Raw genomic sequence first — 26667 nt, forward strand, 5'->3', positions numbered from 1 at the left:
AAGGCGCCTGAACGGCTCAGAGACTTCGTAAGTCCTTGATAAGCACGTAAAGATGCAGCGGGTCCGTCGGCGATTGCGCGAATCCGTAGCGCTCGTAAAACGTGCGGGCGCCGTCGTTCTTGGCGTGGACGACGACCGCGCGGATACCTGCAATATCGGCCGCCTGCAAACTGCGCAGGACGGCATCGCGCAACAGTCCGCCGCCGACGCCTTTGCCTTGCCAGTCCAGACTGACCGCAAGACGCGCCAGCAGCATTACAGGCACCGGATGGCGTGCGAGACCTTTCGTCAATCGCTCGGGCGCACCCTCATATTTAACTTCACCAACGACCAGGGTATAAAAGCCGATCACATCTTCGCCAGAGAGACCAATGTAGGTCTGCGAAGCATTGGCTTGCTGGTTTTGGAATGCATAGCGTACGAGAAAGCGATTGAGCGGTTCTTCACCGCAGTCGAACATGTCCACCAAATGCTTGCGGGCCAGTTTCTCGATCTGGAATTCGCTCACGCTGGATCGCGACCGGAAAAGATGCTTGGTTCGTTCAATAGGCGCTTGAGGCGGGGGAGATCACGCGTTGGCGCGTCGAGCGCTGCCATGAACGCGACCCATTTTTCGGCGTCGAGATGGAAGCTGCGCCGGTCGGCTAATGTTTCTTCGGCTCGTGCAAGCGCGCTTTCAAGCACGAAATCGCTGAGCGAACGGCGTTCAGTCGCGGCGGCGGTTGCGAGTGTACGCTTTGCCTGGGGGGTAAGGCGCAAGTCCAGTTTTTCCGATCTGGTGGTTCTGGTCGTCATTGGTACCTCTCGATTGAGGGATACCACATTTCGCCAGACAATGTCATGACAATTTCGGCCGCGCCCGCGAAACGTGCTGGATCAAGCCGCCAGAAGCTGCTTGCGGTCGACGCGTTCCTGTTGCGGCGAGCGGGCGTACAACTCGCGATAGCATTTGGAGAAATGCGAGGCGGAAACAAAGCCGCAGGCGACCGCCACTTCGACCACCGGCAACGACGACTGGATCAGCAGGTGCCGGGCGCGGTCGAGGCGGATCTCCAGATAGTAACGGGCAGGGGAGCGCCCCATCTCGGTGCGGAACAGGCGCTCAATCTGCCGGCGCGACAGGTCGACATGGTCGGCGACCTCGATCAGCGAGAGCGGCTCGGAGAGATTGGCTTCCATCAGCTCGATAATGGTCAGAACCTTGGAATTCTGCACGCCAAGGCGGGCGCGCAGCGGCAGGCGCTGGCGGTCGGTCGGGCTGCGCACGCGATCGGTCAGCACCTGCTCGCAGACGCGGTTGACGAGGCTTTCGTCGAAATCGTCGCCGATCAGCTTCAGCATCATGTCGAGCGCGGCGGTGCCGCCGGCGCAGGTGTAGATGTTCTGGTCGATCTCGAAGAGGTCGGCGAAGACATTGGCCTTGGGGAACGCCTCGGAAAAGCCCGGCAGGTTCTCCCAATGGATGGCGCAGCGCTTGTTGGACAGCAGGCCTGCGGCGGCCAGGATATGCGCGCCGGTGCACAGGCCGCCGACGGCAACGCCGCGATTGTACTCCTCGCGCAACCAGGCAAAGGCCGATTTGTTCTGGTAGCGCTCGACATTGATGCCGCTGCAGACGATGGCCATGTTCGGCCGGTCCGGTCCGGACATTTTCTTGCGCTCTTCCTCCAGCGAGGTGTTGACGGCGCATTCGACGCCGTTCGAGGCGCGCACCGGCTTGCCGTCGATGCTGGCGAGCCGCCAGCGATAGGCTTCATAGCCGAGCATGCGGTTGGCCGAACGCAATGGATCGAGCGCCGTCGCGAAGGCGATCATGGTGAAATCGGGGACCAGGAAGAATACGAACGATCGCCGGATCGGGTGCTTTACGACGTTCACGGGTAGATCCTCACGCTGCAATGGCGCGAACAGGATGTCGCGATTAGCATAGCGACATCAGGAAAGACGTTTCCTGTCAATTGGCTAGATGGCAACGGAGCGACTTTATTTGCGACACGGGTCGCAAATGGGCAATCGCTATGCGGCGAAGGACGCGACATGCCGCCGGATCGAGCAAACGAGCCTACGCAGTCTGCGCACACGAAAACGCCGCCTCGGCAAAACCGAAGCGGCGCTGGATCGACTTCGAAGCAGCGCTAGGCTGCTTCCGCCGGGATTGCCGCGTCTCAGGCGACGAAGCCGAGGCGCGCGGCAGCCATGGCACCGGTCTGGCCAGGCATGGTGTTGGCCAGGCGCTGGCGCTCGAGCGCGGTCGTCAGGTTCATTTCGCGACGGGCAAAGAGGCGGGCAAAAAGCTTCATGATCATCTCCATTCGGTTGCTCAGACGGGTCGCCTTCGCTTGATGGAGTGGGGCAGCTCGTTTGTTGATGATGATATAGGCTTACGTGAGGGGAAACTAAATCGCAAAAGCGAAGCACTTGATATGAAAAGCGACACGGAATGCGACAAATTTGGGCATTCTGCCCCGGATTTTCGATTATTTACAATGTGTTGATTGCCAGTGCGGGCTGCTATGCGACTTGCTCATATGCGGCATGCGACGGCGACATGGCTCGGGAAAATCATTGGAGTACAAACAAAAAGGCCTGCCGGGCTGATCTGCGCGGCAGGCCTTCAGCTGTTGATACACACGGTTTACTTTGCTCCAGCCCAGGATCCCACACCATGGCGAGTGCCGGCCTTAGCATCGGCAGCTTCGGGCCAGCCGATATCCTTCTGCAGTTCAATCGGCAGCGCGCGGATGGCGCGTTCCGTCTGGTAGCGGGCACGGGCCTCGCTGAACTCGGTCGCGATCCGACCGATGGATGACAGGATAGACATCTCATTCTCCTTCGCGTTGGGCCAGGTTGTCCCGGCGCTTGCAGCGTCAGGCGGTACACCGGGTTTGTTTCAGCTTCATTTCGTGTCGATTGCAGGTCCGTGTCATGGTTGTTTCGGGACCACTTCGATGCGTCCTGCCTTCGATGGAGTTGACTATCCTCCCAAACTGATGTTCAATCAAACGAAATGGAATGATGGTTTGCATCAGAAAAATTGAAGGTCGCTTGCCATGAACGCCCCACTCAATCATCCGCTGCCGCTGCTCGATCTGGATGTTCTGCGCACTTTCGTCGCGATCGCCGAGACCGGCAGCTTCACCACTGCGGCCAATGCGGTTTTCCGCACGCCGTCGGCCGTCTCCATGCAGATCAAGAAGCTGGAGGACATTCTCGGCCGCTCGGTGTTCGCGCGCGACGCCCGTTCGGTGACGCTGACCACCGATGGCGAGATGCTGCTCGGCTATGCGCGCCGGCTGCTGTCGATCAATCGCGAGGTGGTGTCGAAGTTCATCATTCCAGACATTGTCGGGGTGGTGCGGCTCGGCTCGCCGGACGATTACGGCGAACGTGTGCTGCCGCATGTGCTGAAGCGGTTCGCACAGTCGCATCCATCGATCGCGGTCGACGTCACCATCGACCAGAGCGTCAATCTGCGCCGGCGCATGGACGACCGGGCGCTCGACATCACGCTGCTCACCAACTCCTACAAGACCAGCGCGATCGGCGCCGAAGTGCTGCTCACAGAGCCGATCGTCTGGGCCGGTGCCAAGGGCGGTTGCGCGCATCTGCGCGAGCCGCTGCCGGTCTCATTGTGGGAAGAGGGCTGTGCCTGGCGGGCAGGGGCATTGGAGGCGCTTGGCCGCGAGGGCCGCAACTACCGTATCGCCTATATGAGCGCGCACACGGCCGGCCAGCGCGCCGCGATCATGGCGGATCTTGCGGTGGCGCCGCTGCCGAAATCCTTCCTCGGCAGCGACATGGTCGAGCTGTGCCCGAAGGACGGCATGCCTGACATCGGCACCTACAACCTCGCCATGGTGGTGACGCCGGACGCCAGCGCGCCGGTGAAGGCAGTCGCCGACCATATCCGCGCGACGTTTGAGATGTTCAGGGAAACTGGGAAGTTCTGAGCCAAACTACGACCTGAGCGGCGCAACCAGATCGCGAGGGGTTCCGTCGCGGTCTGTCCTCTGCAGCCACAACTCTCCTGCCTTGGCATGATAACTGTCAGTTTCGTTGGTCAAGAAGGCCACTATGCTGTCCCGCGCGCGTCGCGCCTCCGGCATGTCGATCAACGGCCAGACATGGAACATGCCTTGCTCGTGGACGACCTCAATTTCGACGCCGGCCGCGCGTGCCTTTTCCGCGAAGATCAGATTGTCGGGGGTGAGCAGATCGCGTGAACCGGTCAGCAGCAGCGTTTTGGGCAGCACCGACAGGTCGCCGTAAACCGGGCTGATGCGCCAGTCGGTGGGATCTATGCCGGCGCTGTAAAGCCGGATCGCCTCGCGGCCGCCGGCAATGCCCAGCCACGGATCGTTGCGTTCGGCCTCATACATTTCTGGGTTGGCGAGCGACACGTCGAGACCGGGCGAAATCAGCACGTGGCGTGATGGCAAGGGCAAGCCATTTTGCGCAGCCATCATCGTCAGCACGACGGCCATGTTTCCGCCGGCGGAATCGCCCATGAAGATGATATCAGTCGCCCTGGTTTCGCCGAACATCTGGCAGTAGACGGCGCCGACCATGCCGAACATGGCGTGAAAGTCGTGTTCGGGAGCAATGGGATAGATCGGCACGGTGATACCGAACCCGAGGCGGTCGGCCATGTCGGCGATCAGCCGCCAATGATAGGGTGTGATTTCAAAGACATAAGCGCCGCCGTGCAGGTAGAGAATCCGCCTCCGCTCACCAGCCTGGGGAGCGATCTCGTAGACGGGAAAGCCGTTGATCGTGCGGGTTGTGATCTCCAGGCGCGACCGCAGCGACGCAGGCGGCTGATGGTTTTCCGTCTTGCGCGCATAGGCGATCCAGCGCTGCAGGTTCTCGGGGCTGGAAAACGCCTTCTTGCGGCTGTACCTGAGGACGAACGACACGACGTGGCTTTTGAGACTGGGCATGCAGATACACGGACTTCGGCTGAGCCGACTAAGAGAACCCCCGACTATTTCGAAGATTGTGTCGCCACCAAAAAAGTCAAGATTGATGCAATCTCAACACGGTCGTTTGATCCCAGCTGTCGACAAAGCATCCGGCCATGAAGTCTCTGGCCTACCGGCGCAGCTCAACGCCGCGGCAGCAACGCGGCGCGCAGCCAATTGCTGGGTGCAGCCGGAGCCGCATTGCGGCTCCGGCGAATACCGAACAGCTTGCATTTGTCGATGAATTTCATCCGCGCTGCGTGCCCCATCCGACCGACGGCTGCCCTTCGCTCGAACGCGGCGACACCGGCCAGCCAATGTCCTTCTGGATCTCAGGCGGCAAGCTGTTGAGGATGCGCAGCGACTTGCGCGCTTCGCGTGTTTTCTTGAAGGCCGCACCATAGCGGCCGAAGCTTTCGAACATCGACATCTTGATCTCCTTGGAGCGTTGCGGTGGCCGAAAACTGTTTCCGCCTGCCGTTCGATGCCGGTTAAATGCTCCGCCTATGTATCTGGCGGATTTCACGAAAACGCGATTTCGTTTCCAGATCGGCGCGATCTGGAAACATTTGCATACAAATGAAAATGGAAGGTCTGACGGCCTATCGGAGGCGAGTCATCCCCGCCCGCGCCGCGCGGCGTGGCCTTCGCGCGAACGCCGCCGCGGGGCAGCGTCGCCGGCAATGCCGTCTTCGCTCACCGTCTTGCGCGGCGGCAGTTTCACCGCCGCCGACAGCTTGGGAAACGGGTCGATCTTGTTCGGGAGCGCCATGGCATAAACGAAATGTTCCTGGAATTTCGGCTCCAGCGCCGTCTCGATCTTCTCGATCTTGCTAACGGTTTCCTCGATCTCGCGGCGATAGCCACGGTTCAACAGCGCCATGCGGGCACCGGCACCGGCCGCATTGCCAACGGCCGAGACCTTGTCGAGGTCGCAATCCGGAATCAGGCCCAGCACCATTGCGTATTTCGGGTCGATGAACGAGCCGAATGCGCCGGCGAAGTGGATGCGGTCGACATGATCGGTGTGCTGCTTTTCCATCAAAAGCTTGGTGCCGGCATAAAGGGCGGCCTTGGCAAGCTGGATAGCGCGCACATCAGTCTGGGTGATGGTGATCTTGGGCTCGCCTTCCTTCAGCACATAGGAGAAGGTGCGGCCATTGGCGACGACGCGAGGCGAGTGGCCGCTCAGCGATCCATCGACGACGCCGTCCTCGGAGATGATGCCGGCGAGATACATCTCGGCGACCACCTCGATGATGCCGGAGCCGCAAATACCGGTGACGCCGGTCGCCTGCACGCTGTCGAGGAAGCCCGGCTCGTCGGACCAGAGTTCCGAGCCGATGACGCGGTATTTCGGTTCCAGCGTTTCAGGATCGATGCGGACGCGCTCGATGGCACCCGGTGCGGCGCGCTGGCCACCGGAGATTTCCGCACCTTCGAAGGCCGGGCCAGTTGGCGATGAGGCCGCCACGACCCGGTGGCGATTGCCGAGCACGATCTCGGCATTGGTGCCGACATCGACGATCAGCATCATCTCGTCCTGGCGGTGCGGCCCTTCCGACAGCGTCACTGCGGCAGCGTCCGCGCCGACATGGCCGGCAATGCAAGGAAGCATATAGAGCCTGGCGCCCTGGTTGAGCTTCAAACCGATATCCGATGCCTTGATGTGCACGGCGCCGGAGACGGCTAGCGCGAAGGGGGCGCCGCCGAGCTCGGTCGGATCGATGCCGAGGAACAGATGGTGCATGATCGGATTGCCGACGAACACGGAATCCAGGATGTCGTTGCGTTGGACGTTGCCTTCGGTGCAGACCTTGTCCACAAGCCCCGAAATGGCCTCGCGCACGGCGACCGTCATGCCTTCGCGGCCGTCCGGGTTCATCATCACGTACGAGACACGGCTCATCAGATCCTCGCCGAAGCGGATCTGCGGATTGGATGTGCCCGACGAGGCGGCGACGCGGCCCGACAGCAACGACACCAGATGCATGGCGATCGTGGTCGAGCCGATATCGCAGGCAAGTCCGTACGCCTCGTTCTTGAGGCCGGGCCACAAAGCGATGACCCGTGCGGTCTCGCTGTCGGTGTCCTTGTGGATGGCGGCGGTCGCGGTCCAGTTGCCTTTGCGCAAAATGCCTTGCACCTGCGGCAACAGATGGAAATCGAAATCGAGGCTCTTGAGGCCCCAGTCCTTCATCAGCGCGATCTTCAGACGGTCGAGGTCGCCGAGCGGCTTGTGCATGTCGGGTTCTTCGATCTCGACATAGCACATGCGGATTGCCGCATCGCGGGCGATGACCCTGGTGTCGGCGTCCTTGCGGATGGTCTGCGCGTTGATGACGGTGTCCTGCGGCACGTCGACGACGAGATCGCCGAGAATCTGCGCCGAGCAGGACAGCCGGCGGCGCTCGGGCAGGCCGCGTACGCGCTCGTAGCGCTCTTCCTTGGCGCCCTTGGGCGAGAGGTGATCGTTGGAGGAAACGATCTTGTGCTTGGCGAAATTGCCTTCCTGCACCTCGATCTGGCAACGCCCGCAAGTGGCACGCCCTCCGCACACGCTCTCGACATAGACACCGAGCTGGCGCGCGGCATCCAGAACCGGCGTGCCGACCGGAAACCGCCCGCGCTTGCCCGACGGCATGAACAGCACGAGCGGATCGGTGATGTTGACGGGAGAGTTCATACGTTCCAGACTTTACTTTCTACGCAGCTCGGGTCTTGGCCACGGCAGCGATGCCGCTGTGTCTCGGTTCCTCCTCAGTCCTAGGCCCCATATCGTGTCGGCCAAGACCTGGCTCAACCCCGGGCCATACGCGCTTCGCGGCCGCCGCGCCTGCGTCCGCCATTGCCATTGCCATCGCCCGGCGCGTTGACCTGCGTCCGGGCGGCAACGGCCTGGCCGCCTTCAGCAGGCTTGTAGTCCTTGTAGGTCCTGATCCAGTTGGTGCAGTTCTCGTCGGTGCCGTTCAGCACGTCGGCGCCGCGCACCGCTTCCATTTCCTGCGGCCGCACCGGGTTCATGATCGCCGAGGTCATGCCGGCGCCGATCACCATCGGGATGAAGGCGGCGTTGATGCCATGACGGTGCGGCAGGCCGAACGAGATGTTGGAGAGGCCGCAGGTGGTGTTGACCTTGAGCTCCTCGCGCAGCCGGCGTAGCAGGGCAAATACCTGGCGGCCGGCATCGCCCAGCGCGCCGATCGGCATGACCAGCGGGTCGACGACCACATCATGCGCCGGAATGCCGAAGTCGGCACAGCGCTGAACGATCTTCTTGGCGACGGCGAAGCGCACATCGGGGTCCATCGAAATACCGGTCTCGTCGTTGGAAATGGCGACGACGGGAACGTTGTATTTCTTGATCAACGGCAGGATGGCTTCGAGCTTTTCCTCCTCGCCGGTGACGGAATTGACCAGCGGCCGGCCCTTGGCGACCTTCAGCGCCGCTTCGATTGCCGCAGTCACGGAGGAGTCGATCGACAACGGCAGGTCGACCAGGCCCTGCACGATCTCCAGCGTCTGCACCAGCAGCGCCGGCTCGGTGGCGTTGGGGTCGACTGCGGTGACGCCGGCATTGACGTCGAGCATGGTCGCCCCGCAGGCGGCCTGCTCCAGCGCATCCTTGATGACGGTCTCAAAATTGCCGGCGATCATTTCGGCGGCCAGCTTTTTGCGGCCGGTCGGATTGATGCGCTCGCCGATCACGCAGAAGGGCTGATCGAAGCCGATGATGATTTCTCGTGTCGCCGAGGCGACGATGGTGCGGGTCATGAAATCTCTCCATCGTGATATAAAGAGTTCTTTATATCGTTATCTGTTTCTGATCAAGCGAATGCTGACGATTCGCGCTGTCAATGCGCGGTCTTGACCATGTCGACCTGGGTTTCAGTGAGGTCGTCATGCAGTATGTGGTCGAGCCGGTCGGCAACGAGCTGGTCGTCGCGGCGGATTTCGCGTTTCCACGGCCGGCGACCCTTCAGCACGCCGGATTCGTCGACGATCTCGGCGACGTATTCTTCCTGGCGGTAGGCCATCACATGGACGCCGGATACACCGGGAATTTCCTTCACCTCATTGATGATGTCGATGCAGAGCTGCTTGCCTTCCTTCTTCTGATCCTGGGCGCCTTCCAGGCGCTTGACGATCTGATCGGGAATGTGAATGCCCGGTACGTTGGAGCGGATCCATTTGGCCGTCTTGGCCGAGGCCAGCGGCCCGACGCCGCACAGGATGAAACATTTCTCGGTATAGCCGAGATCGCGGACCTTCTGCATGTAGGTGCGGAACATCGGTACGTCGAAGCAGTACTGGCTCTGCACGAACTGTGCCCCGGCGGCGATCTTCTTGCCCAGCCGATAGGGCCGGAAATCGATCGGCGGCGCGAACGGGTTGATGGCCGCGCCAAGGAAAAGCTGCGGCGGCGTCGTGAGTTTTCGGCCGGACAGGAATTTGCCGTTATCGCGCATAACGCGGCAGGTTTCGAGCAGCGACATGCAGTCGAGATCGAACACCGGCTTGGCGCCGGGCTGGTCGCCGGCCTGCACGCCGTCGCCGGTCAGGCACAGCATGTTGGCGACGCCCATCGCAGCACCCCCAAGCACGTCGCCCTGGATGGCGATGCGGTTCCGGTCGCGGCAGGCGATCTGCATGATCGGGGCATAGCCCATGCGGGTCAGCAGCGCGCAGATGCCGACCGACGACATGTGGCAGTTGGCGCCGGAAGCGTCGACGGCATTGATGGCGTCGACCCAACCGTCGAAAATACTGGCGCGGTTGTAGACGTCTTCCGGATCGGCGCTGTCAGGCGGATTGAGCTCGGTCGTCACTGCGAACTCGCCGCGCCTGAGGACGCGTTCCAGCCGGCCACGCGAGGTGTGGCCGGGCAGGGGATCGAGCGGCAAATGGATGCCGGCCGGATTCTCGTCTGGCTGACGGCCGATCATGCCGACGCTCCGGTCTTCGTAGTATTCCGGGCCGCATTGCGGGCGGCCGCGGCCTGCGCGGTGACCCGCAGCCAGGCGGAGGTTTCGCGCAAGGACTGATCCACCGGCTTCTGCACTTCCAAAATCTTGTCGCCATGCACCATGTTCCGCGAGCCTTCCCAGGCTTTGACCCAGACGCAAGGCATGTCAGGCTCGACCTCGCAATTGCCGTTGGCGCGGACACCGCCGCAAGGGCCGTTGCGCAATTGCTTGGGGCAGTTCATTGGGCACGACATGCCGGTCGAGGAAAGGATGCACTGGCCGCACATGCGGCAGTCGAACATGAATCCCTTGACGCGCTTTTCGACGAATTTCACCGGCCCTTCGACCCGGCTGTAGCCGATGCCCTTCCATAGCGGGTGGAGAGCCAGGAATATGTCGGCGAACCTGGCGTAGAACCATTCGAGCAGCCGCGAATGCCGCACCGACCAAAGCCGCACCGCAAACGACCGCTGCACACGCCGCTGTGGCGACACGTCGGCCGGCTTGTAGTCGGATTTCGGCGCCGCCTTCTTGACGATGGTCGCCTGGGTCACGCCGGCTTGAGCCGTCGTCGCCGGCATTGATTGGGGATCAGACATTTTCTTTGCCCCCCGCCTTGACCAGAGCGACCAGCCGCTCACGGTCGTATTTCGCATCAAGTTCCTGAAGAGCCTTCTCGGCCTCGGCTTCAAGATCGTCACTGACCGGGAGGGGTTCTGCCTTGCGCCATTCGGCAAGATAGTCGTCGGTGCCGCCAGCGCCGGTGCGCATGGCGCACATGTCGATCGCCTCGGTGAAGCGCAGCGGCAGTTCGCGCTTGGCGTTCTGCCGGCCTTTCTTGACGATGACCTGGGCGGGGATGTCGCGCCAGTAGACGACGATCAGATCGGCCATAATTTCCTGCTCCTGCAGAGCGCCGTGCGTCCAATCGGACGCACAAACGATGCTCTACCATTTAACTCCGCTGCATCGTGCTCTCCGAAGATCGATTCCGATCTTTTGGCCAATGCAGTGGTTTCGAGCATTGCCGGAAGCGCTGTTGGGCTGCTTGTTATGGGACGACGCGGGGGCCTTCAAAAGCGACGCAATCGACGGCCGCGGTTGAAAGCGGAGTTTCTTCCAGCACTGGTCAGCCGGCGCGGCCATCGTAGCTGCCGACCAGCTTCCTGTGGAAGCGCACGTAACCTCGTTCGGTCGTGCGTAAATGCTCCGCGACGATGTCATGGAAGCGCGGCAGGCGGTGGAAGGGAACGGCCGGATAGGAATGGTGCTCGGAATGGTACGGCATGTTCCAAGCCACGAAGCGCACCAGCCTTGTGGTGAAGGTGGTGCGGGTGTTCTCGAGCATGTTGGCGACATGCGGGCACAACGCGTGCTCGGCCAGCAGGTAGGCACGCAAAAACGGCTGTCCGACCAGCACCGGCACGATCCAGACCCACAACAGCAGCGCCGACTGTATGGCGAGAGATGCGGCCAGCAACACCGCATAGCCGATCAGGAACAGCCGTGCTTCGGCAGCCACCTTGGCGCGGCCCTTTTCCGGCACAAAACCGTCGCGGTTGCGGCCAGCCGCGTTGGTTATGACCACGCGGGCCATGCCGCTCCAGTAGGGGCCGCCGGAGAGATAACGCAGGTACTGGCCGATGGTCTCCGGCTTCGGGGCCATGAGTTCGGGGTCGTTGTCCGGGTCGTGCGTGTGGCGGTGGTGGGCGAAATGGAAGTAGCGGAACCATGCCGGCGGCAGCAGGATCAGGAAGCCGGCCACGGTGGCGATGGTGCGATTGAGCAACGCCGTTCTGAACGCCGTTTCATGGATGGTCTCATGCAACAGCGTGAAGAAGAAGACGATCAGGATTCCCTGCGGCAAGATGAGAAGCGGCCAGAACGGGATGCGGGCGGCGATCAGCGCGCCCAGCACGACAACCAGCCCGCCATGGACGGCCAGCCGGATAATGCCGGGTCCGTCCAGCCTGGCGGTGAGGTCGCGACGGTCCTCGACCGAAAGGCCGGCAATGATGGTGCGGTGGTCGATGTCGCTCATGATGCAATGTTAGTGGCGGGTGGCTGTCCGGTAAATCGGCGCGTCACCAGACGCCGTTCCTTATCCCCGTCCAGAGATAAAACCATACCGTCGGATGATACCATTGTTTCGAAGGCAGGCCGGGATCCACCGTGCCGACCTTGCCGGCCAGCGCATCCCTGACGGCTTCGACGCAGATGTCGCGCGAGAAGGCCGCCTGCCGCAACGCGTAGCTTGAAATTGTGTCGCCCGGCTGCGGTTTGCCACGCGTCTGCCGCAGCACGCCGCCAGTGTCGACGCCGGCGTCGACCAGATGCACGGTGGTGCCGAAGTTCTCCGCATCGCCTGAAGCCAGCGCCCAGTAGCCGCCGTTCATGCCACGATATTTCGGGGCGATGCCGGCATGGTAGTTGAGGACCGGGCAAGGGATTTTCGCCAGCGTCTGCCGCGACAGCAAGCGGCAGCCGGCGAGCAGCACCACACCCGGCTGGATTTCCGCGATCGCCTGCAGGCACTCCGGCGCGTTGGCCGACGAGACATAAATGATCTTTTGCCCAGGCTTCGGTTCGGTTTGCAGCTTCTGCCCGGCGGCAAGCCGTGCTGCGTGGCCGGCGAAGAAGCGCTTGCCGAAGCGCGTCAGCACCATCGTGCCGAGTTGACCGATGGCCGAGGTCCAGCCTTGCCGCCGCGCCCGCGCGAGAAGCAATTGCTTTTTGGATTCAGGAGCTTCGAGGATGACGCTGACCGGGCCGAGTTGATCGGCGACGGCGTTGACGATCGCCCAGATATGCGGGCCGCCTTCGGTGACGACGACGATCGGCCGTTGGTTTGTTTTCGACAGTGCCATGCTCTGCGACCTCCCGCAAAGAACCTGTTCTTTGCGCGCGAATGCTAGGCTGACCGGGTTAACCCCTGGTGATCGGGGCTCAGCGCTTGAATTCGAGGATATCGAGCTTCGATTCATAATAGGGCGCCGGGAACTCGATGCGCCATTCACTGGCGCTGTTGCGGAAGGCATAGCCGACCTGATCGCTTTCCGGGCCGCTGCCGTAGGGCTTTGCCGGATCGTCGTTGACGTGGAAGGAACCGAGATAGATCGCGCGTTTCTCGCCATCGTCGAAGAAGCGGCCCTTGGTGCGCTGCGAGCCGGTGATCTTTTCCAGGCTCCAGCCGGAACCGTCGTCACTCACCTTGCATTTGAACCAGCCATAGATGACGAGCGGGCTCAATCCGCCGGCCTTGATGGTGCGGCATTGCCATTTGCCGGTCAGGTCCTTGTCAGAGAAGGGAACCAGCGGCTTTGCCAGCAAGGCGTCGAGCTGCTTGACCTCGGCGGGATCGCCGGCCTTCGCCTCGTCAAGCGCTGCCTTGCGCGTCTCGCCATATTTGTTGAGCCGCGCCTTGTCGGCAGCCGTTATCAGCTTCTGCACCTCGCCATCGGCGAACGCGGGCATGGTCAAGCAGAGGACAGTTGCTGCGGCAAACATGAGGCGAGCGATCATCGGTGGCGTTTCCCTTTTGATGGCTGGAGCAGGCTGTTTTCTTGTCTGGCGCATACCTTAATGTTTCGCCGCGTTCTGTCATCCGTGCCTGAGCATCGACAGCAGAAACGAGGTGGAAAGAATGCGGATCTTGCTGACGGGATCGTCCGGTTGGCTGGGCAGCGCCTTGGCGCCGCGGCTGCGGGCTCTTGGTCATGACGTCACCGGCCTCGATCCCGTCCCATCCTCGGAAACGCGAATCGTCGGCTCTGTCGCCGATCGCGACCTGGTCATGAGGGCGGTCGAGGAGAACCGCATCGAGGCCATCATCCATAGCGGCGCGCTGCACAAGCCTGACATCGAACGTCATCGCAACGAGGATTTCGTCGAGACGAATGTGCGCGGCACGCTCAACCTGCTCGATGCGGCAGCAGCTTTTGGCGTTCAGCGCTTCGTGTTTACGTCGACGACATCGCTGATGATTTCCGAGTCCATACGCACCGGCTTCACCGGCGGGGCGCGCAAGGCGGCATGGCTGACGGAAGACATGTCGCCTGAACCGCGCAACATCTACGGCGTCACCAAGCTTTCAGCCGAACAGCTCTGCCGGCTCTATCATTTGCAGTTCGGCCTGCCGGTGATCGTGTTGCGCACCGCCCGGTTTTTTCCCGAGGCGGACGACACGGCGCACGTGATCGAACAGTCGGATGCCAACACCAAGGCCAATGAGCTGTTGTTCCGCCGGCTGACGGTGGAGGACGCAGCCGACGCCCACATCGCTGCCCTGGAGAAAGCGCCGCAATTGGGCTTCGACACTTTCATCATCTCGGCACCGACGCCTTTCCAGCCCGAAGATTGCGCGGCCTTGATCGCCGACGCGCCGTCGGTCGTCGCGCGCTATTTTCCGGATTATCCGGCACTCTACACGAAGAAAGGCTGGACGATGTTTTCGTCGATCGACCGGGTCTATGATGCGTCGCGGGCGAGGGACCGGCTGGGTTTCGTCTGCAAGACGAGCTTTGCCGATGTGCTCGCCGGGCTCGAAGCTGAAGAACGCTTTGCCTAGAAATATCGTCAAGCCAGGATTGCAGCGCTGGCCAGTTCCTTCGTCAGGTCACCATAGCCGGTCGAGCGCCGCTCATAAGCGAGGCCGAGCATTTTCGCCGCCTTTTCGGCGACCTTGTCGAGTTCCGGGTCGTCGGTCTGGGCGATATAGATCAGCTTCTCGTAATTGCCGAAATAGTCCTTGATCAGCTCCGGGTGCTTGTCCAGACCGAGCGGCTTCATGAAGAAGGCATCGAATTGCCGGCAGAGGAAATCGGTCATGTAGAACGACATCATGTCGTCATCGGCGACCTTCGCATAGGCATCCATGCCCTGGTAGAAGGCAAAGCAATGCGGCCCGGCCATACGCTCGACGCCGTGCTTCTCGCAGATCCGGTCGAGCAGGCCACCCGTGCCGCAATCGGCATAGCCGACGAATATGTGTCTGTAGCCGTCGGTCTTGGCCTTCTCGATAGCCTTGTCCATGGCCGGCGCGATGCGGTCCGGATAGAAATGGAACTCCGCCGGCAAGCAGGTCAGGTCGAGATGGTCGAGCCCGAGCTGCTCCTTGACCGCCAAAACTTCGCGCGCAATCATCCCGCAGGCGATGACGAGCAGCCTGTCGCCTTGATCGGATTGTTGTTTTCGCGCGGTAGTCATGGAACCAGTCTAATCCATCTTCGTTGCTGTCCAGCGAATTTATATCCTGAGGGAGACACCATTCATGAAATTGTTCCGCGTCGCGCCAATCGCTATTCTCGCCTGCGCCTTGGCTGTTTCGGCCTGCGCCAACACGGTGCGCGGCGTCGGTAAGGATATCAAATCCACTGCGAAGGCTGTTGACGATACCGTCAAGAAACCCTGATCCGCACGGCTCTAAATATTTGGGAATAAAAAAGCCGCACTGCAAGGCGCGGCTTTTCTCGTCGGTGCCGGACTTATTGGCTCAGGCCGAAGCGCGGACGTTGTGCTTGCGCTTCATGAAGTCCTTGGCGGTCTCGACCGCCACCGCGGCGTCGCGGCAATAGGCGTCGGCGCCGACGGCTTTGCCGAATTCCTCGTTGAGCGGTGCGCCGCCGACCAGCACGACATAGTCATCGCGAATGCCCTTTTCCTTCATCGTATCGATGACGACTTTCATGTAAGGCATGGTCGTCGTCAGCAGCGCCGACATGCCGATGATGTCGGGCTGGTGCTTTTCGATGGCATCGAGATATTTTTCGACCGCATTGTTGATGCCGAGGTCAATGACATCGAAGCCGGCGCCTTCCATCATCATGCCGACCAGATTCTTGCCGATGTCATGGATGTCGCCCTTGACGGTGCCGATCACCATCTTACCCTGCTTCGGCGCGCCGGTGGCGACAAGCAGCGGACGCAGGATGAACATGCCGGCCTTCATCGCGTTGGCCGACAGCAGCACTTCGGGAACGAACAGGATGCCGTCGCGGAAGTCCTCGCCGACGATGCGCATGCCCTCGACCAGAGCCTCGGTTAACACCTTGTAAGGCGCCCAGCCGCGCTCGAGAAGGATATTGGTGCCTTCCTCGATTTCTTCCTTCAACCCGTCATAAAGATCGTCGTGCATCTGCTGCACCAACTCGTCGTCGGAGAGTTCCGAAAGGATGATCTCGTCGTCGGCCATTTTTTCTCAGGCTCCTTGCCGGCTACAACTGTTGCGGCAGCTTAAAAATATCGCGTCAATACCTAACCCGCACGGGCCGGTTGTCCATAGCTGATTTGCGACTTCCCGCAAAACGAAAGCGACCGTAAATCTCTTGGAATTCTTGTCGATTTTGCGACAGGCGTTGGCGCTGGCGGGCCGTTTCGAATAGGGTGCATGGCTACGATCCGGCCAGAGACCGCAATATGCGGCCGCAAACGGATTTCAGGCCGGTTCAAGAGCCCGGCCGGAGTAAATCAGGCCAGAACGAAAGCCAGGGAAGAACGATTATGAGTGAGAACGCGCCGGTCGATCAGGAAGCGTCAAACGCACGGCGCGGGCGCGCTGCCAGCGGTGGCGCCGCAGCCCGACGGGCTGCGCGTTCGGGCGGCGGCCCCGGCACACAGCTCACCTATATCAAGCGCAAGATCAACGTCTATGAAGTGCTGGACGAGGAAGGGCTGGCGCTGATCGAAAAGAACACCGACACCGTGCTGGAGGAGATCGGCATCATCTTCCGCGACGACGCCGAGGCGCTGCAGCTTTGGAAAGAGGCGGGCGCCGACGTCAAGGGCGAGCGGGTGCATTTCCCCAAGGGCCTCTGCCGCTCGCTGTTGAAGACCGCTCCGTCCGTCTATACCCAGCACGCCCGCAACGGCGAGCGCTCGGTGCAGATCGGCGGCAACGCGACAGTGTTCGCGCCGGTCTATGGACCGCCCTTCGTGCGCGATCTCGACGGCGTCCGGCGCTACGCGACGATCGAGGATTTCCGGAATTTCGTGAAACTCGCCTATATGGCGCCGTCGATCCACCATTCGGGCGGCACGGTTTGCGAGCCGGTCGACGTGCCGGTCAACAAGCGCCATCTCGACATGGTCTACAGCCATATCAAATATTCGGATAAGCCGTTCATGGGTTCGGTTACCGCGCCCGAGCGCGCCGAAGATACGGTGGCAATGGCCAAGATCGTATTCGGCGACGATTTCGTCGAGAACAACACGGTGCTGACCAGCCTGATCAACGCCAACTCGCCGATGGTCTTCGACGAAACCATGCTGGGAGCGCTGAAGGTCTATTCGCGCCACAACCAGGCCTGCATTGTCACACCATTCATCCTTGCCGGTGCGATGAGCCCGGTGACGGTCGCCGGTACGCTGACGCAGGTTTTGGCCGAAGTGCTGGCCGGCGCGTCGTTCACGCAGCTGATCCGGCCGGGTGCGCCGGTGCTGTTCGGCACCTTCGCCTCGTCGATCTCGATGCAGTCGGGCGCGCCGACCTTCGGCACGCCGGAGCCATCGCTGGTCTCGTATGGCGCCGCACAGCTTGCCCGCAGGCTCGGCCTGCCGTTCCGCACCGGCGGTTCGCTCTGTGCTTCAAAAATCCCCGATGCGCAGGCCGCCTACGAGAGCGCCAATACGTTGAACTCGACGATCCTCGCCGGCACCAATTTCGTGCTGCATTCGGCCGGCTGGCTCGAGGGCGGTCTCGCCTCCTGCTACGAAAAATTCATGATGGATATCGACCAGCTCGGCATGACGCAGAAGTTCTCCGAAGGCGTCGACCTGTCGGAAAACGGCCAGGCGATGGACGCCATCCGCCAGGTTGGCCCGGGCAGCCATTATCTCGGCTGCGATCACACCCAGGCCAATTTCCAGACCGCGTTCTACCGTTCCAACATCGCCGACAACAATTCCTACGAGCAGTGGCTGGCGGAAGGCGAAAAAACCGCACCCCAGCGCGCCAACGAGCTCGCCCGCCGCTGGCTGGAGAGCTACGAGGCGCCGTATCTCGACCCGGGCATCGACGACGGGCTGAAGGACTTCATCGCCAGGAAGAAGGCGTCGATGGCCGACGCCTTCACCTGAAAGGAGCCCGAATCAGGCGGGGCTAAAGTCGCCAACATCATCCACAAGGAAGTCTGGCGGAGTGCCTTCTCCGACCCGGACAAGAAGGGATGATCCCGAGCGCGGCATGACTGAAACAATCGCGGCAGCGCTTTCCGCCTCCGGCCTCATGCTTCGCGGCGGCTTCAATTTTGCAGGTGGTGAAGAAACACCCTCCGGTCTCTCCGGCGCTGCCGCCAGATCCGTTCTGCTGGTGGGGCAGGCGGGCGCTGCGCCATGGCCGCATTTCCTGCGCTGGCTGGAAAGACAGTCACAGCCGATCGACGATCCGCTCGACAGATGGTCTCGCGAAGTGATCGGCGCGGTGGCCGGAAAATTCGGGGCGCGCGCCGTGTCACCGTCCGACAGGCCTTATCTGCCGTTCCAGCAATGGGCGATACGTGCGGAGGGGCTGAAGCCGTCACCGCTCGGCATTCTCATGCATCCGCAATACGGGCTCTGGCATGCCTATCGCGGCGCGCTGCTGTTCGAAAATGAGATTGCGCTCCAAGAACCCCACGACGTGATTCACCTTTGCGATACATGTTTGGAAAAACCTTGCCTGAAATCCTGTCCGGTCGAGGCTTATTCTGCGAATGGTTTTGCACATGAAACCTGTCTGGCCCATGTGCGCGGGCAAAACGGCGCGCCCTGCCGGACCGGCGGCTGCCTCGAACGCAACGCCTGTCCTTACGGTACCGATTATCGCTATCCGGCCGAGGTTCAGGCCTTTCACATGGCAGCATTCGCGCGTCTGTAGCGTCGCCGAATGCCGCACGAAATCTTGAAGCAGATCGCCTCATTACAGCTTGCCGCGACGGTCACCGCGGGTATCTATCGCACGTCAGATCAACGGAGCGGATGATGGCCACGCAAGCGATGCAGATCAAGACAAGCGACGGCATTGCCAAGGCCCGGCTGTTCCGTTCGGCGGCCCCAGCCAAGGCAGCGATCATCCTCTACATGGACGTTTTCGGTCCGCGACCGGCGCTTGATCAGATGGCGGAGCGGCTTACGGGCGAGGGCTATGCGGTGCTTGTGCCGGACCTTTTTTACCGCAACGCGCCCTACGGCCCTTTCGAAGCCAAGACTGCGTTCAGTGACGAGAGGAGCAAGGCCGCAATCACAGGTCTCGTCGGCGGCACGACCCAGGAGATGACGATCCGCGACAGCGGCGCTTTCCTCGATGCGCTCGCTGCGCAAGGCCTGACCGGGCCGGTCGGCATTGTCGGCTACTGCATGGGCGGAGCGCGGGCGCTGAACGCCGCGGCCACCTATTCCGACCGCATCGCCGCCGCTGCCAGTTTCCACGGCGGCAATCTGGCCGGTGACGCCGCCGACAGTCCGTACCGGAAGGCAGCGTCAATCAAGGCAAGGATCTATATCGGCACTGCCGGTGTGGACCGCAGCTTTCCGCCGGAGCAATCGGCGCGGCTCGCCGAAGCACTGCGCGCCGCCGAGGTCGACCATGTCATAGAGAACTATGCCGGTGTGACGCATGGCTGGTGCATGCCGGACCATAGTGCCTTCGATGCAGCCGGCGCCGAACGCCACTGGAAGCGGCTGACGACGCTGTTTGCGGAGACGCTCGGCCAAGGCACGCCAACCATTACGACGTGACCGCCCGCCAAAAAATTCTTTCCATCGCCCCAAGGAACCGCCATTAGCCTTCGTCCAACAGGCAAATGATGGCGATGATGCTGGACGAAAGCGAAGCCTCCGACGCCGAACTGATCGGACGGGCGAAGGGCGGAGACCGGGGTGCTTTCGGCAAGTTGCTCGAAAGGCACTATGGTTTCGTCTATCGCGCCGCCTATCGTTGGTGCGGGAAAAAGGCCGACGCCGAGGACATCGCCCAGGAAGTCTGCGTCCGGCTCGGGCGGGCGATCCGCGACTATCACGGCAGCGGTGCCTTCACGACGTGGCTCTACACCATGACGCTGAATGCGGCGCGCGACATGATGCGCAAGACCGCCCGCGAGACGGTCAAGACCGAGGCCTATGGCGCCTATGCGCTGATTTCGGGGGAAATCTCGGCTGAGCCGGAAGACCCGGCCGAGGCGCTCTGGGCAGCGGTGCGCAAGCTGCCGGACAAGCAGCGCGATGCGGTGCTGCTGGTTTATGGCGAAGGGCTGAGCCACGCCGCCGCCGCCGAGGCGATGGCGATCTCGGAGACGACGGTTTCCTGGCACATCCATGAAGCGAAGAAACGGCTGAAGACGCTGATGCGTTCAGCCGGGGAAGTGTGACCATGGTCGACGACAACGAACTGAACAGACTGCGCGACATCGCAGCACCGGCGCCGGACGCGGACGCAAAGGCGCGTGCCCTCCAGGCCGCGCTGCGCGCCTATGACATGGAAGAAAAAACTTTGCCGGGCGCCCAAGGATCGGTGAGCGGGCTTCGTCTCACAGAGCGAGCACAAAGGCTCTGGAGCGAAATCATGCAAAAGAAACTCTTCGCCACGCCGGCCATTGCCGGGCTCGTTGCCCTGCCGATCGCCGGATACGCTACCATTTATATGCTGGGGGAATCCAAATTCGGCGGGCCCGAATTCGGCGGGGATAAGATCACCGAAACGCTGGCTGACAAACCGGCGACCGTCAAACCGCCGGTCGTTGCCGAAGCGGACAAGCAGAAGAAGGCGGACGCCGACAGTGAAAGCCGCGACACCGGCGAGGCGCTTGTGGCGCCGACATCGCCGCCGAAGGCGGAATCGACCGCGGTCGGCGGGCTGACGCAGCAGGATGTGCTCAGCCGCAATGCACCCGAACCGGCGCAGAGCGGCGAGTTCGCGTTGGATGGGGGTGCAAGCTCCGCGGCTCCGGCAGTCGATGGCGGCGCGCGGGTCGGACGCATGCCTGGCACGGTTGCCGAGCCCAAGCTGATGGCACAGCAGCCCGCCGCTGCGCCGGCCGACCAGATGCTGCCGCAAGAGGAAAACCGCGACCGTGTCGAGAATTTCAAGACCAACCCCGTGCATGCCGCACTTGAAGACCCGGTCTCGACCTTCTCGATCGATGTCGACACCGCTTCCTATTCCTTCGTCCGGCGCTCGCTGAAGGAAGGCTTTATCCCGCAGGCCGACACGGTTCGCGTCGAGGAGATGGTCAACTACTTCCCCTATGACTGGAAAGGCCCGGACTCCGCCTCGACGCCGTTCAACTCGACCGTCAGCGTCATGCCGACGCCGTGGAACGAGCACACCAGGCTGATGCATGTCGCCATCAAGGGTTTCGACGTGAAGCCGGCCGAGCAGCCCAGGGCCAATCTGGTCTTCCTGATCGATGTGTCGGGCTCGATGAACGAGCAGGACAAGCTGCCGCTCCTGCAGTCGGCCTTCCGGCTGCTGGTCAACAAGCTGAGACCTGACGACACCGTCTCGATCGTCACCTATGCGGGCGATGCCGGTACCGTGCTGGAGCCCACCAAGGCTTCGGAAAAGGACAAGATCCTCGCTGCCATCGACAATCTGACATCCGGCGGCTCGACGGCAGGCGAGGCCGGCATCAAGGAAGCCTACAGGCTGGCGCAGAAATCCTTCGTCAAGGACGGCATCAATCGGGTGATGCTCGCCACCGATGGCGACTTCAATGTCGGCCAGACCGACGACGACGACCTGAAGCGGCTGATCGAAAAGGAGCGCAAGACAGGCGTATTCCTGTCGGTGTTCGGCTTCGGCCGCGACAATCTGAACGACCAGATGATGCAGACCATCGCCCAGAACGGCAATGGCACTGCTGCCTACATCGATACGTTGGCGGAGGCCGAGAAGGTGCTGGTCGAGGATGCCTCCTCGACACTGTTCACCATCGCCAAGGACGTGAAGATCCAGGTCGAGTTCAACCCGAACAAGGTCTCGGAGTACCGGCTGATTGGCTACGAAACCCGCGCCTTGAACCGAGAGGATTTCAACAATGACCGGGTCGATGCCGGCGAGATCGGCTCAGGTCATTCAGTCACCGCGATCTACGAGATCACGCCTAAGGGCAGCGGCGGCGAACAGATCGACCAGCTGCGCTACGGCCAGGCCTCGGTGAACAATGGCGGTGTCGCCAATGCCGACGAATATGCTTTCGTCAAGATCCGCTACAAGCTGCCGAACGAGGACACCTCGAAGCTGATCACCACGCCGGTAACGTCAGCCAACGAGGTGGCGTCGTTCGACCAGGCCAGCACCGACCAGCGTTTCTCCGTTGCCGTTGCTGCTTTCGGCCAGAAGCTGCGCGACGAGGATGCGACCGCGAAGTTCGGCTACGACAAGATCATGGAGATTGCCACCGCCGCCAGAGGAGCCGACCCGTTTGGATACCGGTCCGAGTTCCTCTCGCTTGTGCGCCTTGCCTCGGCGCTCGGCGGTAACCGGTAGTGGCAATGACGGCCGGTTTCTTTCAGATGGGATCGTTCTGATAGGGGGAGCCGGCCTACGGGCGGGTGAGGCAGGCCGGCGAGGGAAACCTTGCCGGCCTTTTTTCGCGGCCGCACTGCTTCGCGCGGACTATGTCGCAGACGAAAGCGTCAGGCGCGTCCGCGGCGCCGCTCGCGGCGGGCTTCGCTGGTCTCGGCGGCATTGACCGTAGCCTGCTTGTTGCGCATCGGGCCGATGCGTTCGACGATCTGCTCGACGGTCGGGCGATCCGACTTGGTGTGCGCATCGAGCGCCTTGCGCATGGCGGCGAGGTGCTGGAACGAGGTGCCGCAGCAGCCGCCGACGATTTTGGCGCCGGCATCGACGGCGAGGCGCACATAGTCGGCCATCAGCTCGGGTGTGCCGGAATAGTAGATCTCGGCACCGCGAAATTCGGGAATGCCGCAATTGCCCTTGACGATCACCGTTGCTTCCGGCTTCGCCTCGGTCATGTCGAGCAGCGACGCGAGAATGTCGGAGGCGCCGACACCGCAATTGGCGCCGACACCGAGCGGTGTCTGCGACAGGCCATCGACGACGCCGTGGATGTCCTTCGGCAGCAGTCCCATCATGGTGCGGCCGGCGGTGTCGAAGGAGCCGGTATAGGTATAGGGCAGGCCGACGCGGATGGCGGCTTCGGCGGCGGCGCGGATTTCGTCAGGCGCCGACATGGTTTCGATCCAGGCGACTTCGGCGCCGCCGGCCTTCAGCCCCTCAATCTGCTCGGCAAAGGCTTCGACCGCCTCGTCATAGGTCATGGCGCCGAGCGGCACCAGCAGCTCGCCGGTCGGGCCGACGGAGCCGGCCACGATCACCTTGCGGCCAGCGTTGCCGGCGACGGCGCTTGCGATCTCGGCCGCGCGCTTGTTCAGCGCATAGACGCGGTCCTGCGCGTGGTGCAGCTTGAGCCGATGGCGGGTGCCGCCAAAAGAGTTGGTCAGGATGATGTCGGCGCCGGCATCGACAAAGTTCTGGTGCAGGCTGGTGATGGTGTCGGGCGCGGTCTCGTTCAAGAGCTCGGGAGCCTCTCCGGCCTCAAGGCCCATGGCGAACAGATTGGTGCCGGTGGCGCCATCGGCGAGCAGGACGCCCTTTTCGGCAAGCAGAGCGTCGATCGGATTGGTCATGTGAAATACGCCTTCGCGGAAGAATAACTGAGATAAGGATATAAAGAATTCTTTATGTGCCGTCAATGTCGGCGCGTAGAGCAACCGGTCAAAATCGCATCTCCGCCAGCTTTCGTGTGAAGCTGGCCGCTTCATGCGCGTTGACGTCCGCGGCACGGATCAGATTGTCGAAATGGCTGGTCAGGATGCGGATCGGCTGCGTGGCGTTCAGCACCAGATACATGTCGCCGACGTAAATGGCGGCGCGATAGGGTCCAAAGATGGTGTATGGGATCGAATAGCGCATCCGCCCGTCATAGAGAAACAGGCGGAAGGTGGGATAGAGGTCGTCGAGCAGCGTCGCCATATGGAGGAGCTGCTGGTGGCGGTCGGCCTCCGGAAAGCGGTCCCACACGCCCAGCCCACGCGAGAAGATCTCCAGCGTGTGGCGCGGCATACAGACTTCCATGTCGGTTTCGGGCCGGCGGTTATAGTCGATGCGGTACTGCGTTTCGCCGGCCTGTGCCTCGCGGCTCTTGTTGGCGATGACGGCTTCGTAGTCGACAAGCGCCTCGGTGCGCAGAAGGTCGGGAATGCCGGCCGGCACGTAGCGGATTTTCGTTCCCGCCGCCTCGGCATGCCAGCGAGCCAGCAGCGTGCGGTCGAAGCCGTCCGGCGCCTCCTCGATCTCAAGGCTCTCGCGGATTTCACCGGTGACGCCCTCATCGTGGCTGAGGCCGAGCAGCCAGTCGAGCGAGACTTTGAATTCGGCGGCGATGTTGAGCAGCGTTTCAGCACGGGGAAGGCGGGTCGAGGCGCCGGAGAGCAGCTGCGACAGTGCCGAACGGTCGATGCCAACCGCGGCGGCGAAGGCCGACTGGTTCAGATCGGACCTTGTCAAGAGCATTTTCAGGCGCTCGCGAAAGATCGTCGACAGGTCGCGCTTGTCCAAATCCCTACTCTCCCTACGTGAGCAAAATTTTGCGCCGAAGCGGTCTACATGGCGTTTCGAGCGTAAATGAATCTACGAGCTTGTTTACAATACATAACATATGCAGCTGAAAATGCGCAATCGCAACAGTTTGTGCGCTTTATCGCGTTGCGCCGACGCAACGCTCCTGACACAATGTTGTCAGGAATCAAACGGGTTCCGGCGACTGGAAGGCAGTGGTCGATAGCATGACGAGCATGGGCAACAGGCGACACGGCGCAGCGACCATCGAATGGCCGACCGTATTTCTCGCACTTCTATGCTACGGCGGCTGGCTCGCTGCCGGCTTTCTGCTCTGGCCATCCTACCCGCTGCTGGCACTCGCCTTTCTGACCCTGATTGCGGCGCTGCAATCCTCGCTGATGCACGAGGTCCTGCACGGCCACCCAACCCGGAATGCGCGGCTCAACGAAGCCTTTGTGTTCCTGCCGATTGGCCTTGTCTGGCCGTTTCGCCGATTCAAGACCATTCACCTGCGCCACCATGCGGACGAGCGCCTGACCGATCCGCTCGACGATCCCGAAAGCTATTACAAGGCGCTCTGGCAGCACGAGGAGCTGCCGTCGGCGATGAAATTCCTGCTGAAGGTCAACAACACGATGATCGGGCGTTTGGTGCTAGGCCCGTGGCTTTCCTGCATCGGCTTTTTCATCGACGACGCCAGGCAGGTTGCCGCGGGCGACAATTCCATCCGCAAGGCATGGCTGCTGCATGCGATCGGCCTCGTCGTGGTGCTGCCTGTCGTGCAGTTCGGCTTCGGCATGCCGTTGTGGCTTTACGTTCTGGTGCCGGTGTGGCTTGGGCAGTCGCTGATTTCGATCCGCACCTACGCCGAGCACCAATGGTCTGAACATCCGGAAGGCCGCACGATCATCGTCGAGCGCTCGCCGCTGTCCTTCCTGTTCCTCAACAACAATCTGCATTTCGTCCATCACAAGAGCCCGACGGTGGCCTGGTACAGGCTGCCGAAGGTGTTTCGCGACCGCCGTGACGAATGGCTGCGGATGAACAATGGCTACGCCTATCCGAACTATTTCGCGCTGCTCAAGGCCTATGCCTTCAAGGCGAAGGAGCCGGTCGTCCATCCCGTGCTGCGGCGCATGCCGGAACCAGGACGCGCATTCAAGCCGCGCGTCAGGGCACGCAGCCTCAATGGGCTTGGCAGCGCACCGGTACCCGCCGAGCCGCCGAAAGAATGATTCTTGCGTTGTTGCAGGCGGTGCCGCGCGGACGACGCTTTCCTGACCTTGTCAATTTCCCCGCATAACGGTCAAATCCCGGCATGAGTGAATTCATTGCGGCTTTGCCGATGTACGACTGGCCGGAAGCGCGGGACGATGTCGACGCGCAATGGGCGCGGCTGCGCGATGCTTTCAGACAAAAAGGCATCGATGCGCCGGAGACGATCATCCGCCGCACCGGCGATTTGCCCCCCGTGCCTGGCGGTATTCGCGATGATCAGGGAAAACCCATCGCGCCCGATCCGGCGACATTGCCGCCGGACGAACTGGATTTTCACCAGCTCTGGCTGCATCCGGCGCTGCTCTTTGCGCAAACCTGCTGGGGACCGATGGAACTCGGCCTGTCGCAGCGTGTCCAGCTCGTCGGCCAGCCGCGTTACGACGCCTTCGAGGGTGGACAGGGCGAACTCTATTCGAGCGCCATCGTCATGAGGGCGGGCGAGGCACCGCCGGCAAGGGCGCCGGCCGACGGCGGTGCCGTCATTCCGCTCGATCAGCTTCGCAGCAAGCGCTTCACCTTCAACAGCCTCGATTCCATGTCGGGCATCATCGCGCCAGCCCGCGACCTGCAAGCATTGGGCGAGAGTTTGGATATCTTTTCCGCGCTGAGCGAAAGCTGTGGGCACCGTGCTTCGATCGTTGCCGTTGCCGAGGGCAGGGCGGACGTCGCGGCGATCGATTGCGAGAGCTGGGCGCTGGCGCAGAGTTTCGAGCCGGCGGCGCAGAAGGTGACGGTCGTCGGCTGGACAAGGCGGCGCAAAGGCTTGCCGTTCATCACGGCCAGGACAACGCCGGAAACGATCGTCGCTGCGATGCGCGAGGCGATCGCCGCGCTCGCATAAAGCGCGTCGCGTTCGGTCGGCCTCATGCGACGCGCTTTAGATTCTTGTTTTATGCATGTC

29 protein-coding genes are annotated in these 26667 nt (G+C 61.9%); 10 read left to right on the plus strand and 19 right to left on the minus strand.

What is annotated here, in order from left to right; translation table 11 throughout:
* Positions 1 to 16: 16 nt before the first annotated feature.
* From NKI29_RS00095 to NKI29_RS00115, 5 genes are all read right to left on the minus strand, one after another.
* Positions 17 to 508 carry a GNAT family N-acetyltransferase gene (locus NKI29_RS00095; RefSeq protein ID WP_352568952.1) on the minus strand — a complete coding sequence of 164 codons (492 nt, stop codon included), beginning with the start codon at positions 506 to 508 and terminating at the stop codon, positions 17 to 19.
* The gene (locus NKI29_RS00100) at positions 505 to 795 is read right to left on the minus strand and encodes a type II toxin-antitoxin system TacA family antitoxin (RefSeq protein WP_352477597.1); all 291 of its coding nucleotides are present in this window, start codon (positions 793 to 795) and stop codon (positions 505 to 507) included. Before NKI29_RS00100 ends, NKI29_RS00095 begins: the two co-directional genes overlap by 4 nt.
* An 81-nt stretch (positions 796 to 876) precedes the next feature.
* Positions 877 to 1815: a GlxA family transcriptional regulator gene (locus tag NKI29_RS00105; RefSeq protein WP_348625928.1), complete on the minus strand. Its 939-nt coding sequence runs from the start codon at positions 1813 to 1815 to the stop codon at positions 877 to 879.
* Positions 1816 to 2165: 350 nt separating this feature from the next.
* Entirely contained in the window at positions 2166 to 2300 is a 135-nt protein-coding gene (locus NKI29_RS00110; RefSeq protein WP_013894968.1) for a hypothetical protein, read from the minus strand.
* 335 nt (positions 2301 to 2635) lie between these two features.
* Positions 2636 to 2821: a hypothetical protein gene (locus NKI29_RS00115; protein ID WP_352452109.1), complete on the minus strand. Its 186-nt coding sequence runs from the start codon at positions 2819 to 2821 to the stop codon at positions 2636 to 2638.
* Positions 2822 to 3050: 229 nt separating this feature from the next.
* Between NKI29_RS00115 and NKI29_RS00120 the strand changes: the two genes are divergently transcribed.
* On the plus strand, positions 3051 to 3950 hold the full coding sequence (locus NKI29_RS00120) for a LysR substrate-binding domain-containing protein (protein ID WP_023676521.1): 900 nt from the start codon (positions 3051 to 3053) through the stop codon (positions 3948 to 3950).
* A gap of 6 nt (positions 3951 to 3956) precedes the next feature.
* Here the strand turns inward: NKI29_RS00120 and NKI29_RS00125 are convergent, their stop codons facing one another.
* The 10 genes from NKI29_RS00125 to NKI29_RS00170 form a co-directional block, all read right to left on the minus strand.
* Positions 3957 to 4940 (minus strand): alpha/beta hydrolase, encoded by a 984-nt coding sequence (locus NKI29_RS00125; RefSeq protein ID WP_352454619.1) that lies wholly within the window; start codon positions 4938 to 4940, stop codon positions 3957 to 3959.
* A gap of 268 nt (positions 4941 to 5208) precedes the next feature.
* On the minus strand, positions 5209 to 5391 hold the full coding sequence (locus tag NKI29_RS00130; protein ID WP_352454618.1) for a hypothetical protein: 183 nt from the start codon (positions 5389 to 5391) through the stop codon (positions 5209 to 5211).
* Positions 5392 to 5577: 186 nt separating this feature from the next.
* Complete coding sequence (locus NKI29_RS00135) at positions 5578 to 7647, minus strand: ASKHA domain-containing protein (protein ID WP_352452107.1); 2070 nt, start codon at positions 7645 to 7647, stop codon at positions 5578 to 5580.
* A 113-nt stretch (positions 7648 to 7760) separates the two neighbouring features.
* Complete coding sequence (locus tag NKI29_RS00140; RefSeq protein ID WP_352568951.1) at positions 7761 to 8735, minus strand: methyltetrahydrofolate cobalamin methyltransferase; 975 nt, start codon at positions 8733 to 8735, stop codon at positions 7761 to 7763.
* 80 nt (positions 8736 to 8815) lie between these two features.
* Positions 8816 to 9907, minus strand: coding sequence for a methylenetetrahydrofolate reductase (locus NKI29_RS00145; RefSeq protein ID WP_352795301.1), 1092 nt, complete (start codon positions 9905 to 9907; stop codon positions 8816 to 8818).
* On the minus strand, positions 9904 to 10527 hold the full coding sequence (locus NKI29_RS00150) for a methylenetetrahydrofolate reductase C-terminal domain-containing protein (protein ID WP_352568950.1): 624 nt from the start codon (positions 10525 to 10527) through the stop codon (positions 9904 to 9906). Before NKI29_RS00150 ends, NKI29_RS00145 begins: the two co-directional genes overlap by 4 nt.
* On the minus strand, positions 10520 to 10822 hold the full coding sequence (locus NKI29_RS00155) for a virulence factor (RefSeq protein ID WP_352452105.1): 303 nt from the start codon (positions 10820 to 10822) through the stop codon (positions 10520 to 10522). The genes NKI29_RS00150 and NKI29_RS00155 overlap by 8 nt, the downstream gene beginning before the upstream one ends.
* 235 nt (positions 10823 to 11057) lie before the next feature.
* Entirely contained in the window at positions 11058 to 11969 is a 912-nt protein-coding gene (locus tag NKI29_RS00160) for a fatty acid desaturase family protein (RefSeq protein ID WP_352568949.1), read from the minus strand.
* Between the two features lie 43 nt (positions 11970 to 12012).
* A complete protein-coding gene (locus NKI29_RS00165; protein ID WP_352568948.1) occupies positions 12013 to 12795 on the minus strand; it encodes a formyl transferase in 783 nt (260 codons plus the stop codon).
* Positions 12796 to 12874: 79 nt separating this feature from the next.
* The gene (locus tag NKI29_RS00170; RefSeq protein WP_352568947.1) at positions 12875 to 13450 is read right to left on the minus strand and encodes a DUF4893 domain-containing protein; all 576 of its coding nucleotides are present in this window, start codon (positions 13448 to 13450) and stop codon (positions 12875 to 12877) included.
* A gap of 121 nt (positions 13451 to 13571) precedes the next feature.
* Between NKI29_RS00170 and NKI29_RS00175 the strand changes: the two genes are divergently transcribed.
* The gene (locus NKI29_RS00175) at positions 13572 to 14495 is read left to right on the plus strand and encodes an NAD-dependent epimerase/dehydratase family protein (protein WP_352568946.1); all 924 of its coding nucleotides are present in this window, start codon (positions 13572 to 13574) and stop codon (positions 14493 to 14495) included.
* An 8-nt stretch (positions 14496 to 14503) separates the two neighbouring features.
* Here the strand turns inward: NKI29_RS00175 and NKI29_RS00180 are convergent, their stop codons facing one another.
* Complete coding sequence (locus tag NKI29_RS00180; RefSeq protein ID WP_352568945.1) at positions 14504 to 15133, minus strand: DUF1638 domain-containing protein; 630 nt, start codon at positions 15131 to 15133, stop codon at positions 14504 to 14506.
* A 64-nt stretch (positions 15134 to 15197) separates the two neighbouring features.
* Between NKI29_RS00180 and NKI29_RS00185 the strand changes: the two genes are divergently transcribed.
* Positions 15198 to 15338, plus strand: a complete 141-nt coding sequence (locus NKI29_RS00185; protein ID WP_023676507.1) for an entericidin A/B family lipoprotein — start codon at positions 15198 to 15200, stop codon at positions 15336 to 15338.
* An 81-nt stretch (positions 15339 to 15419) separates the two neighbouring features.
* On the opposite strand, the gene NKI29_RS00190 is transcribed toward NKI29_RS00185, so the two are convergent.
* Positions 15420 to 16118, minus strand: coding sequence for a cobalamin B12-binding domain-containing protein (locus NKI29_RS00190; protein ID WP_023676506.1), 699 nt, complete (start codon positions 16116 to 16118; stop codon positions 15420 to 15422).
* 308 nt (positions 16119 to 16426) lie between these two features.
* On the opposite strand from NKI29_RS00190, the gene NKI29_RS00195 reads away from it, so the two are divergent.
* The 5 genes from NKI29_RS00195 (at position 16427) to NKI29_RS00215 (ending at position 22388) form a co-directional block, all read left to right on the plus strand.
* Positions 16427 to 18001 carry a trimethylamine methyltransferase family protein gene (locus NKI29_RS00195; RefSeq protein ID WP_292654762.1) on the plus strand — a complete coding sequence of 525 codons (1575 nt, stop codon included), beginning with the start codon at positions 16427 to 16429 and terminating at the stop codon, positions 17999 to 18001.
* Positions 18002 to 18149: 148 nt separating this feature from the next.
* Positions 18150 to 18779 carry a hypothetical protein gene (locus tag NKI29_RS00200; RefSeq protein ID WP_352568944.1) on the plus strand — a complete coding sequence of 210 codons (630 nt, stop codon included), beginning with the start codon at positions 18150 to 18152 and terminating at the stop codon, positions 18777 to 18779.
* A gap of 104 nt (positions 18780 to 18883) precedes the next feature.
* Complete coding sequence (locus NKI29_RS00205; protein ID WP_352568943.1) at positions 18884 to 19639, plus strand: dienelactone hydrolase family protein; 756 nt, start codon at positions 18884 to 18886, stop codon at positions 19637 to 19639.
* A 68-nt stretch (positions 19640 to 19707) separates the two neighbouring features.
* Positions 19708 to 20268, plus strand: coding sequence for an RNA polymerase sigma factor (locus NKI29_RS00210; protein WP_352452095.1), 561 nt, complete (start codon positions 19708 to 19710; stop codon positions 20266 to 20268).
* A 2-nt stretch (positions 20269 to 20270) separates the two neighbouring features.
* Positions 20271 to 22388: a vWA domain-containing protein gene (locus NKI29_RS00215; RefSeq protein ID WP_352568942.1), complete on the plus strand. Its 2118-nt coding sequence runs from the start codon at positions 20271 to 20273 to the stop codon at positions 22386 to 22388.
* A 149-nt stretch (positions 22389 to 22537) separates the two neighbouring features.
* Here NKI29_RS00215 and bmt read toward each other — a convergent pair whose 3' ends face one another.
* Both bmt and NKI29_RS00225 read right to left on the minus strand, forming a co-directional pair.
* The gene (gene bmt, locus NKI29_RS00220; protein WP_352568941.1) at positions 22538 to 23554 is read right to left on the minus strand and encodes a betaine--homocysteine S-methyltransferase; all 1017 of its coding nucleotides are present in this window, start codon (positions 23552 to 23554) and stop codon (positions 22538 to 22540) included.
* A gap of 88 nt (positions 23555 to 23642) precedes the next feature.
* A complete protein-coding gene (locus NKI29_RS00225; RefSeq protein ID WP_352454605.1) occupies positions 23643 to 24485 on the minus strand; it encodes a helix-turn-helix domain-containing protein in 843 nt (280 codons plus the stop codon).
* Between the two features lie 227 nt (positions 24486 to 24712).
* Here NKI29_RS00225 and NKI29_RS00230 point away from each other — a divergent pair, with 227 nt between their 5' ends.
* Together NKI29_RS00230 and NKI29_RS00235 are read left to right on the plus strand one after the other, a co-directional pair.
* On the plus strand, positions 24713 to 25723 hold the full coding sequence (locus NKI29_RS00230) for a fatty acid desaturase (RefSeq protein ID WP_352568940.1): 1011 nt from the start codon (positions 24713 to 24715) through the stop codon (positions 25721 to 25723).
* Between the two features lie 83 nt (positions 25724 to 25806).
* Positions 25807 to 26607: a phosphate/phosphite/phosphonate ABC transporter substrate-binding protein gene (locus NKI29_RS00235; RefSeq protein ID WP_352454603.1), complete on the plus strand. Its 801-nt coding sequence runs from the start codon at positions 25807 to 25809 to the stop codon at positions 26605 to 26607.
* Positions 26608 to 26667: the final 60 nt, after the last annotated feature.

Source organism: Mesorhizobium sp. M0678, assembly GCF_040320505.1.
In the GTDB taxonomy this organism is placed as follows: Bacteria; Pseudomonadota; Alphaproteobacteria; order Rhizobiales; family Rhizobiaceae; genus Mesorhizobium.

What these genes read in the sequence shown, in the direction of transcription:
- NKI29_RS00100 (WP_352477597.1), bottom strand. Translation starts at nt 795, where the DNA reads ATGACGACCAGAACCACCAGATCGGAAAAACTGGACTTGCGCCTTACC.
- NKI29_RS00105 (WP_348625928.1), bottom strand. Translation starts at nt 1,815, where the DNA reads ATGATCGCCTTCGCGACGGCGCTCGATCCATTGCGTTCGGCCAACCGC.
- NKI29_RS00110 (WP_013894968.1), bottom strand. Translation starts at nt 2,300, where the DNA reads ATGAAGCTTTTTGCCCGCCTCTTTGCCCGTCGCGAAATGAACCTGACG.
- NKI29_RS00115 (WP_352452109.1), bottom strand. Translation starts at nt 2,821, where the DNA reads ATGTCTATCCTGTCATCCATCGGTCGGATCGCGACCGAGTTCAGCGAG.
- NKI29_RS00120 (WP_023676521.1), top strand. Translation starts at nt 3,051, where the DNA reads ATGAACGCCCCACTCAATCATCCGCTGCCGCTGCTCGATCTGGATGTT.
- NKI29_RS00125 (WP_352454619.1), bottom strand. Translation starts at nt 4,940, where the DNA reads ATGCCCAGTCTCAAAAGCCACGTCGTGTCGTTCGTCCTCAGGTACAGC.
- NKI29_RS00130 (WP_352454618.1), bottom strand. Translation starts at nt 5,391, where the DNA reads ATGTCGATGTTCGAAAGCTTCGGCCGCTATGGTGCGGCCTTCAAGAAA.
- NKI29_RS00135 (WP_352452107.1), bottom strand. Translation starts at nt 7,647, where the DNA reads ATGAACTCTCCCGTCAACATCACCGATCCGCTCGTGCTGTTCATGCCG.
- NKI29_RS00140 (WP_352568951.1), bottom strand. Translation starts at nt 8,735, where the DNA reads ATGACCCGCACCATCGTCGCCTCGGCGACACGAGAAATCATCATCGGC.
- NKI29_RS00145 (WP_352795301.1), bottom strand. Translation starts at nt 9,907, where the DNA reads ATGATCGGCCGTCAGCCAGACGAGAATCCGGCCGGCATCCATTTGCCG.
- NKI29_RS00150 (WP_352568950.1), bottom strand. Translation starts at nt 10,527, where the DNA reads ATGTCTGATCCCCAATCAATGCCGGCGACGACGGCTCAAGCCGGCGTG.
- NKI29_RS00155 (WP_352452105.1), bottom strand. Translation starts at nt 10,822, where the DNA reads ATGGCCGATCTGATCGTCGTCTACTGGCGCGACATCCCCGCCCAGGTC.
- NKI29_RS00160 (WP_352568949.1), bottom strand. Translation starts at nt 11,969, where the DNA reads ATGAGCGACATCGACCACCGCACCATCATTGCCGGCCTTTCGGTCGAG.
- NKI29_RS00165 (WP_352568948.1), bottom strand. Translation starts at nt 12,795, where the DNA reads ATGGCACTGTCGAAAACAAACCAACGGCCGATCGTCGTCGTCACCGAA.
- NKI29_RS00170 (WP_352568947.1), bottom strand. Translation starts at nt 13,450, where the DNA reads ATGATCGCTCGCCTCATGTTTGCCGCAGCAACTGTCCTCTGCTTGACC.
- NKI29_RS00175 (WP_352568946.1), top strand. Translation starts at nt 13,572, where the DNA reads ATGCGGATCTTGCTGACGGGATCGTCCGGTTGGCTGGGCAGCGCCTTG.
- NKI29_RS00180 (WP_352568945.1), bottom strand. Translation starts at nt 15,133, where the DNA reads ATGACTACCGCGCGAAAACAACAATCCGATCAAGGCGACAGGCTGCTC.
- NKI29_RS00185 (WP_023676507.1), top strand. Translation starts at nt 15,198, where the DNA reads ATGAAATTGTTCCGCGTCGCGCCAATCGCTATTCTCGCCTGCGCCTTG.
- NKI29_RS00190 (WP_023676506.1), bottom strand. Translation starts at nt 16,118, where the DNA reads ATGGCCGACGACGAGATCATCCTTTCGGAACTCTCCGACGACGAGTTG.
- NKI29_RS00195 (WP_292654762.1), top strand. Translation starts at nt 16,427, where the DNA reads ATGAGTGAGAACGCGCCGGTCGATCAGGAAGCGTCAAACGCACGGCGC.
- NKI29_RS00200 (WP_352568944.1), top strand. Translation starts at nt 18,150, where the DNA reads ATGCTTCGCGGCGGCTTCAATTTTGCAGGTGGTGAAGAAACACCCTCC.
- NKI29_RS00205 (WP_352568943.1), top strand. Translation starts at nt 18,884, where the DNA reads ATGGCCACGCAAGCGATGCAGATCAAGACAAGCGACGGCATTGCCAAG.
- NKI29_RS00210 (WP_352452095.1), top strand. Translation starts at nt 19,708, where the DNA reads ATGGCGATGATGCTGGACGAAAGCGAAGCCTCCGACGCCGAACTGATC.
- NKI29_RS00215 (WP_352568942.1), top strand. Translation starts at nt 20,271, where the DNA reads ATGGTCGACGACAACGAACTGAACAGACTGCGCGACATCGCAGCACCG.
- bmt (WP_352568941.1), bottom strand. Translation starts at nt 23,554, where the DNA reads ATGACCAATCCGATCGACGCTCTGCTTGCCGAAAAGGGCGTCCTGCTC.
- NKI29_RS00230 (WP_352568940.1), top strand. Translation starts at nt 24,713, where the DNA reads ATGACGAGCATGGGCAACAGGCGACACGGCGCAGCGACCATCGAATGG.
- NKI29_RS00235 (WP_352454603.1), top strand. Translation starts at nt 25,807, where the DNA reads ATGAGTGAATTCATTGCGGCTTTGCCGATGTACGACTGGCCGGAAGCG.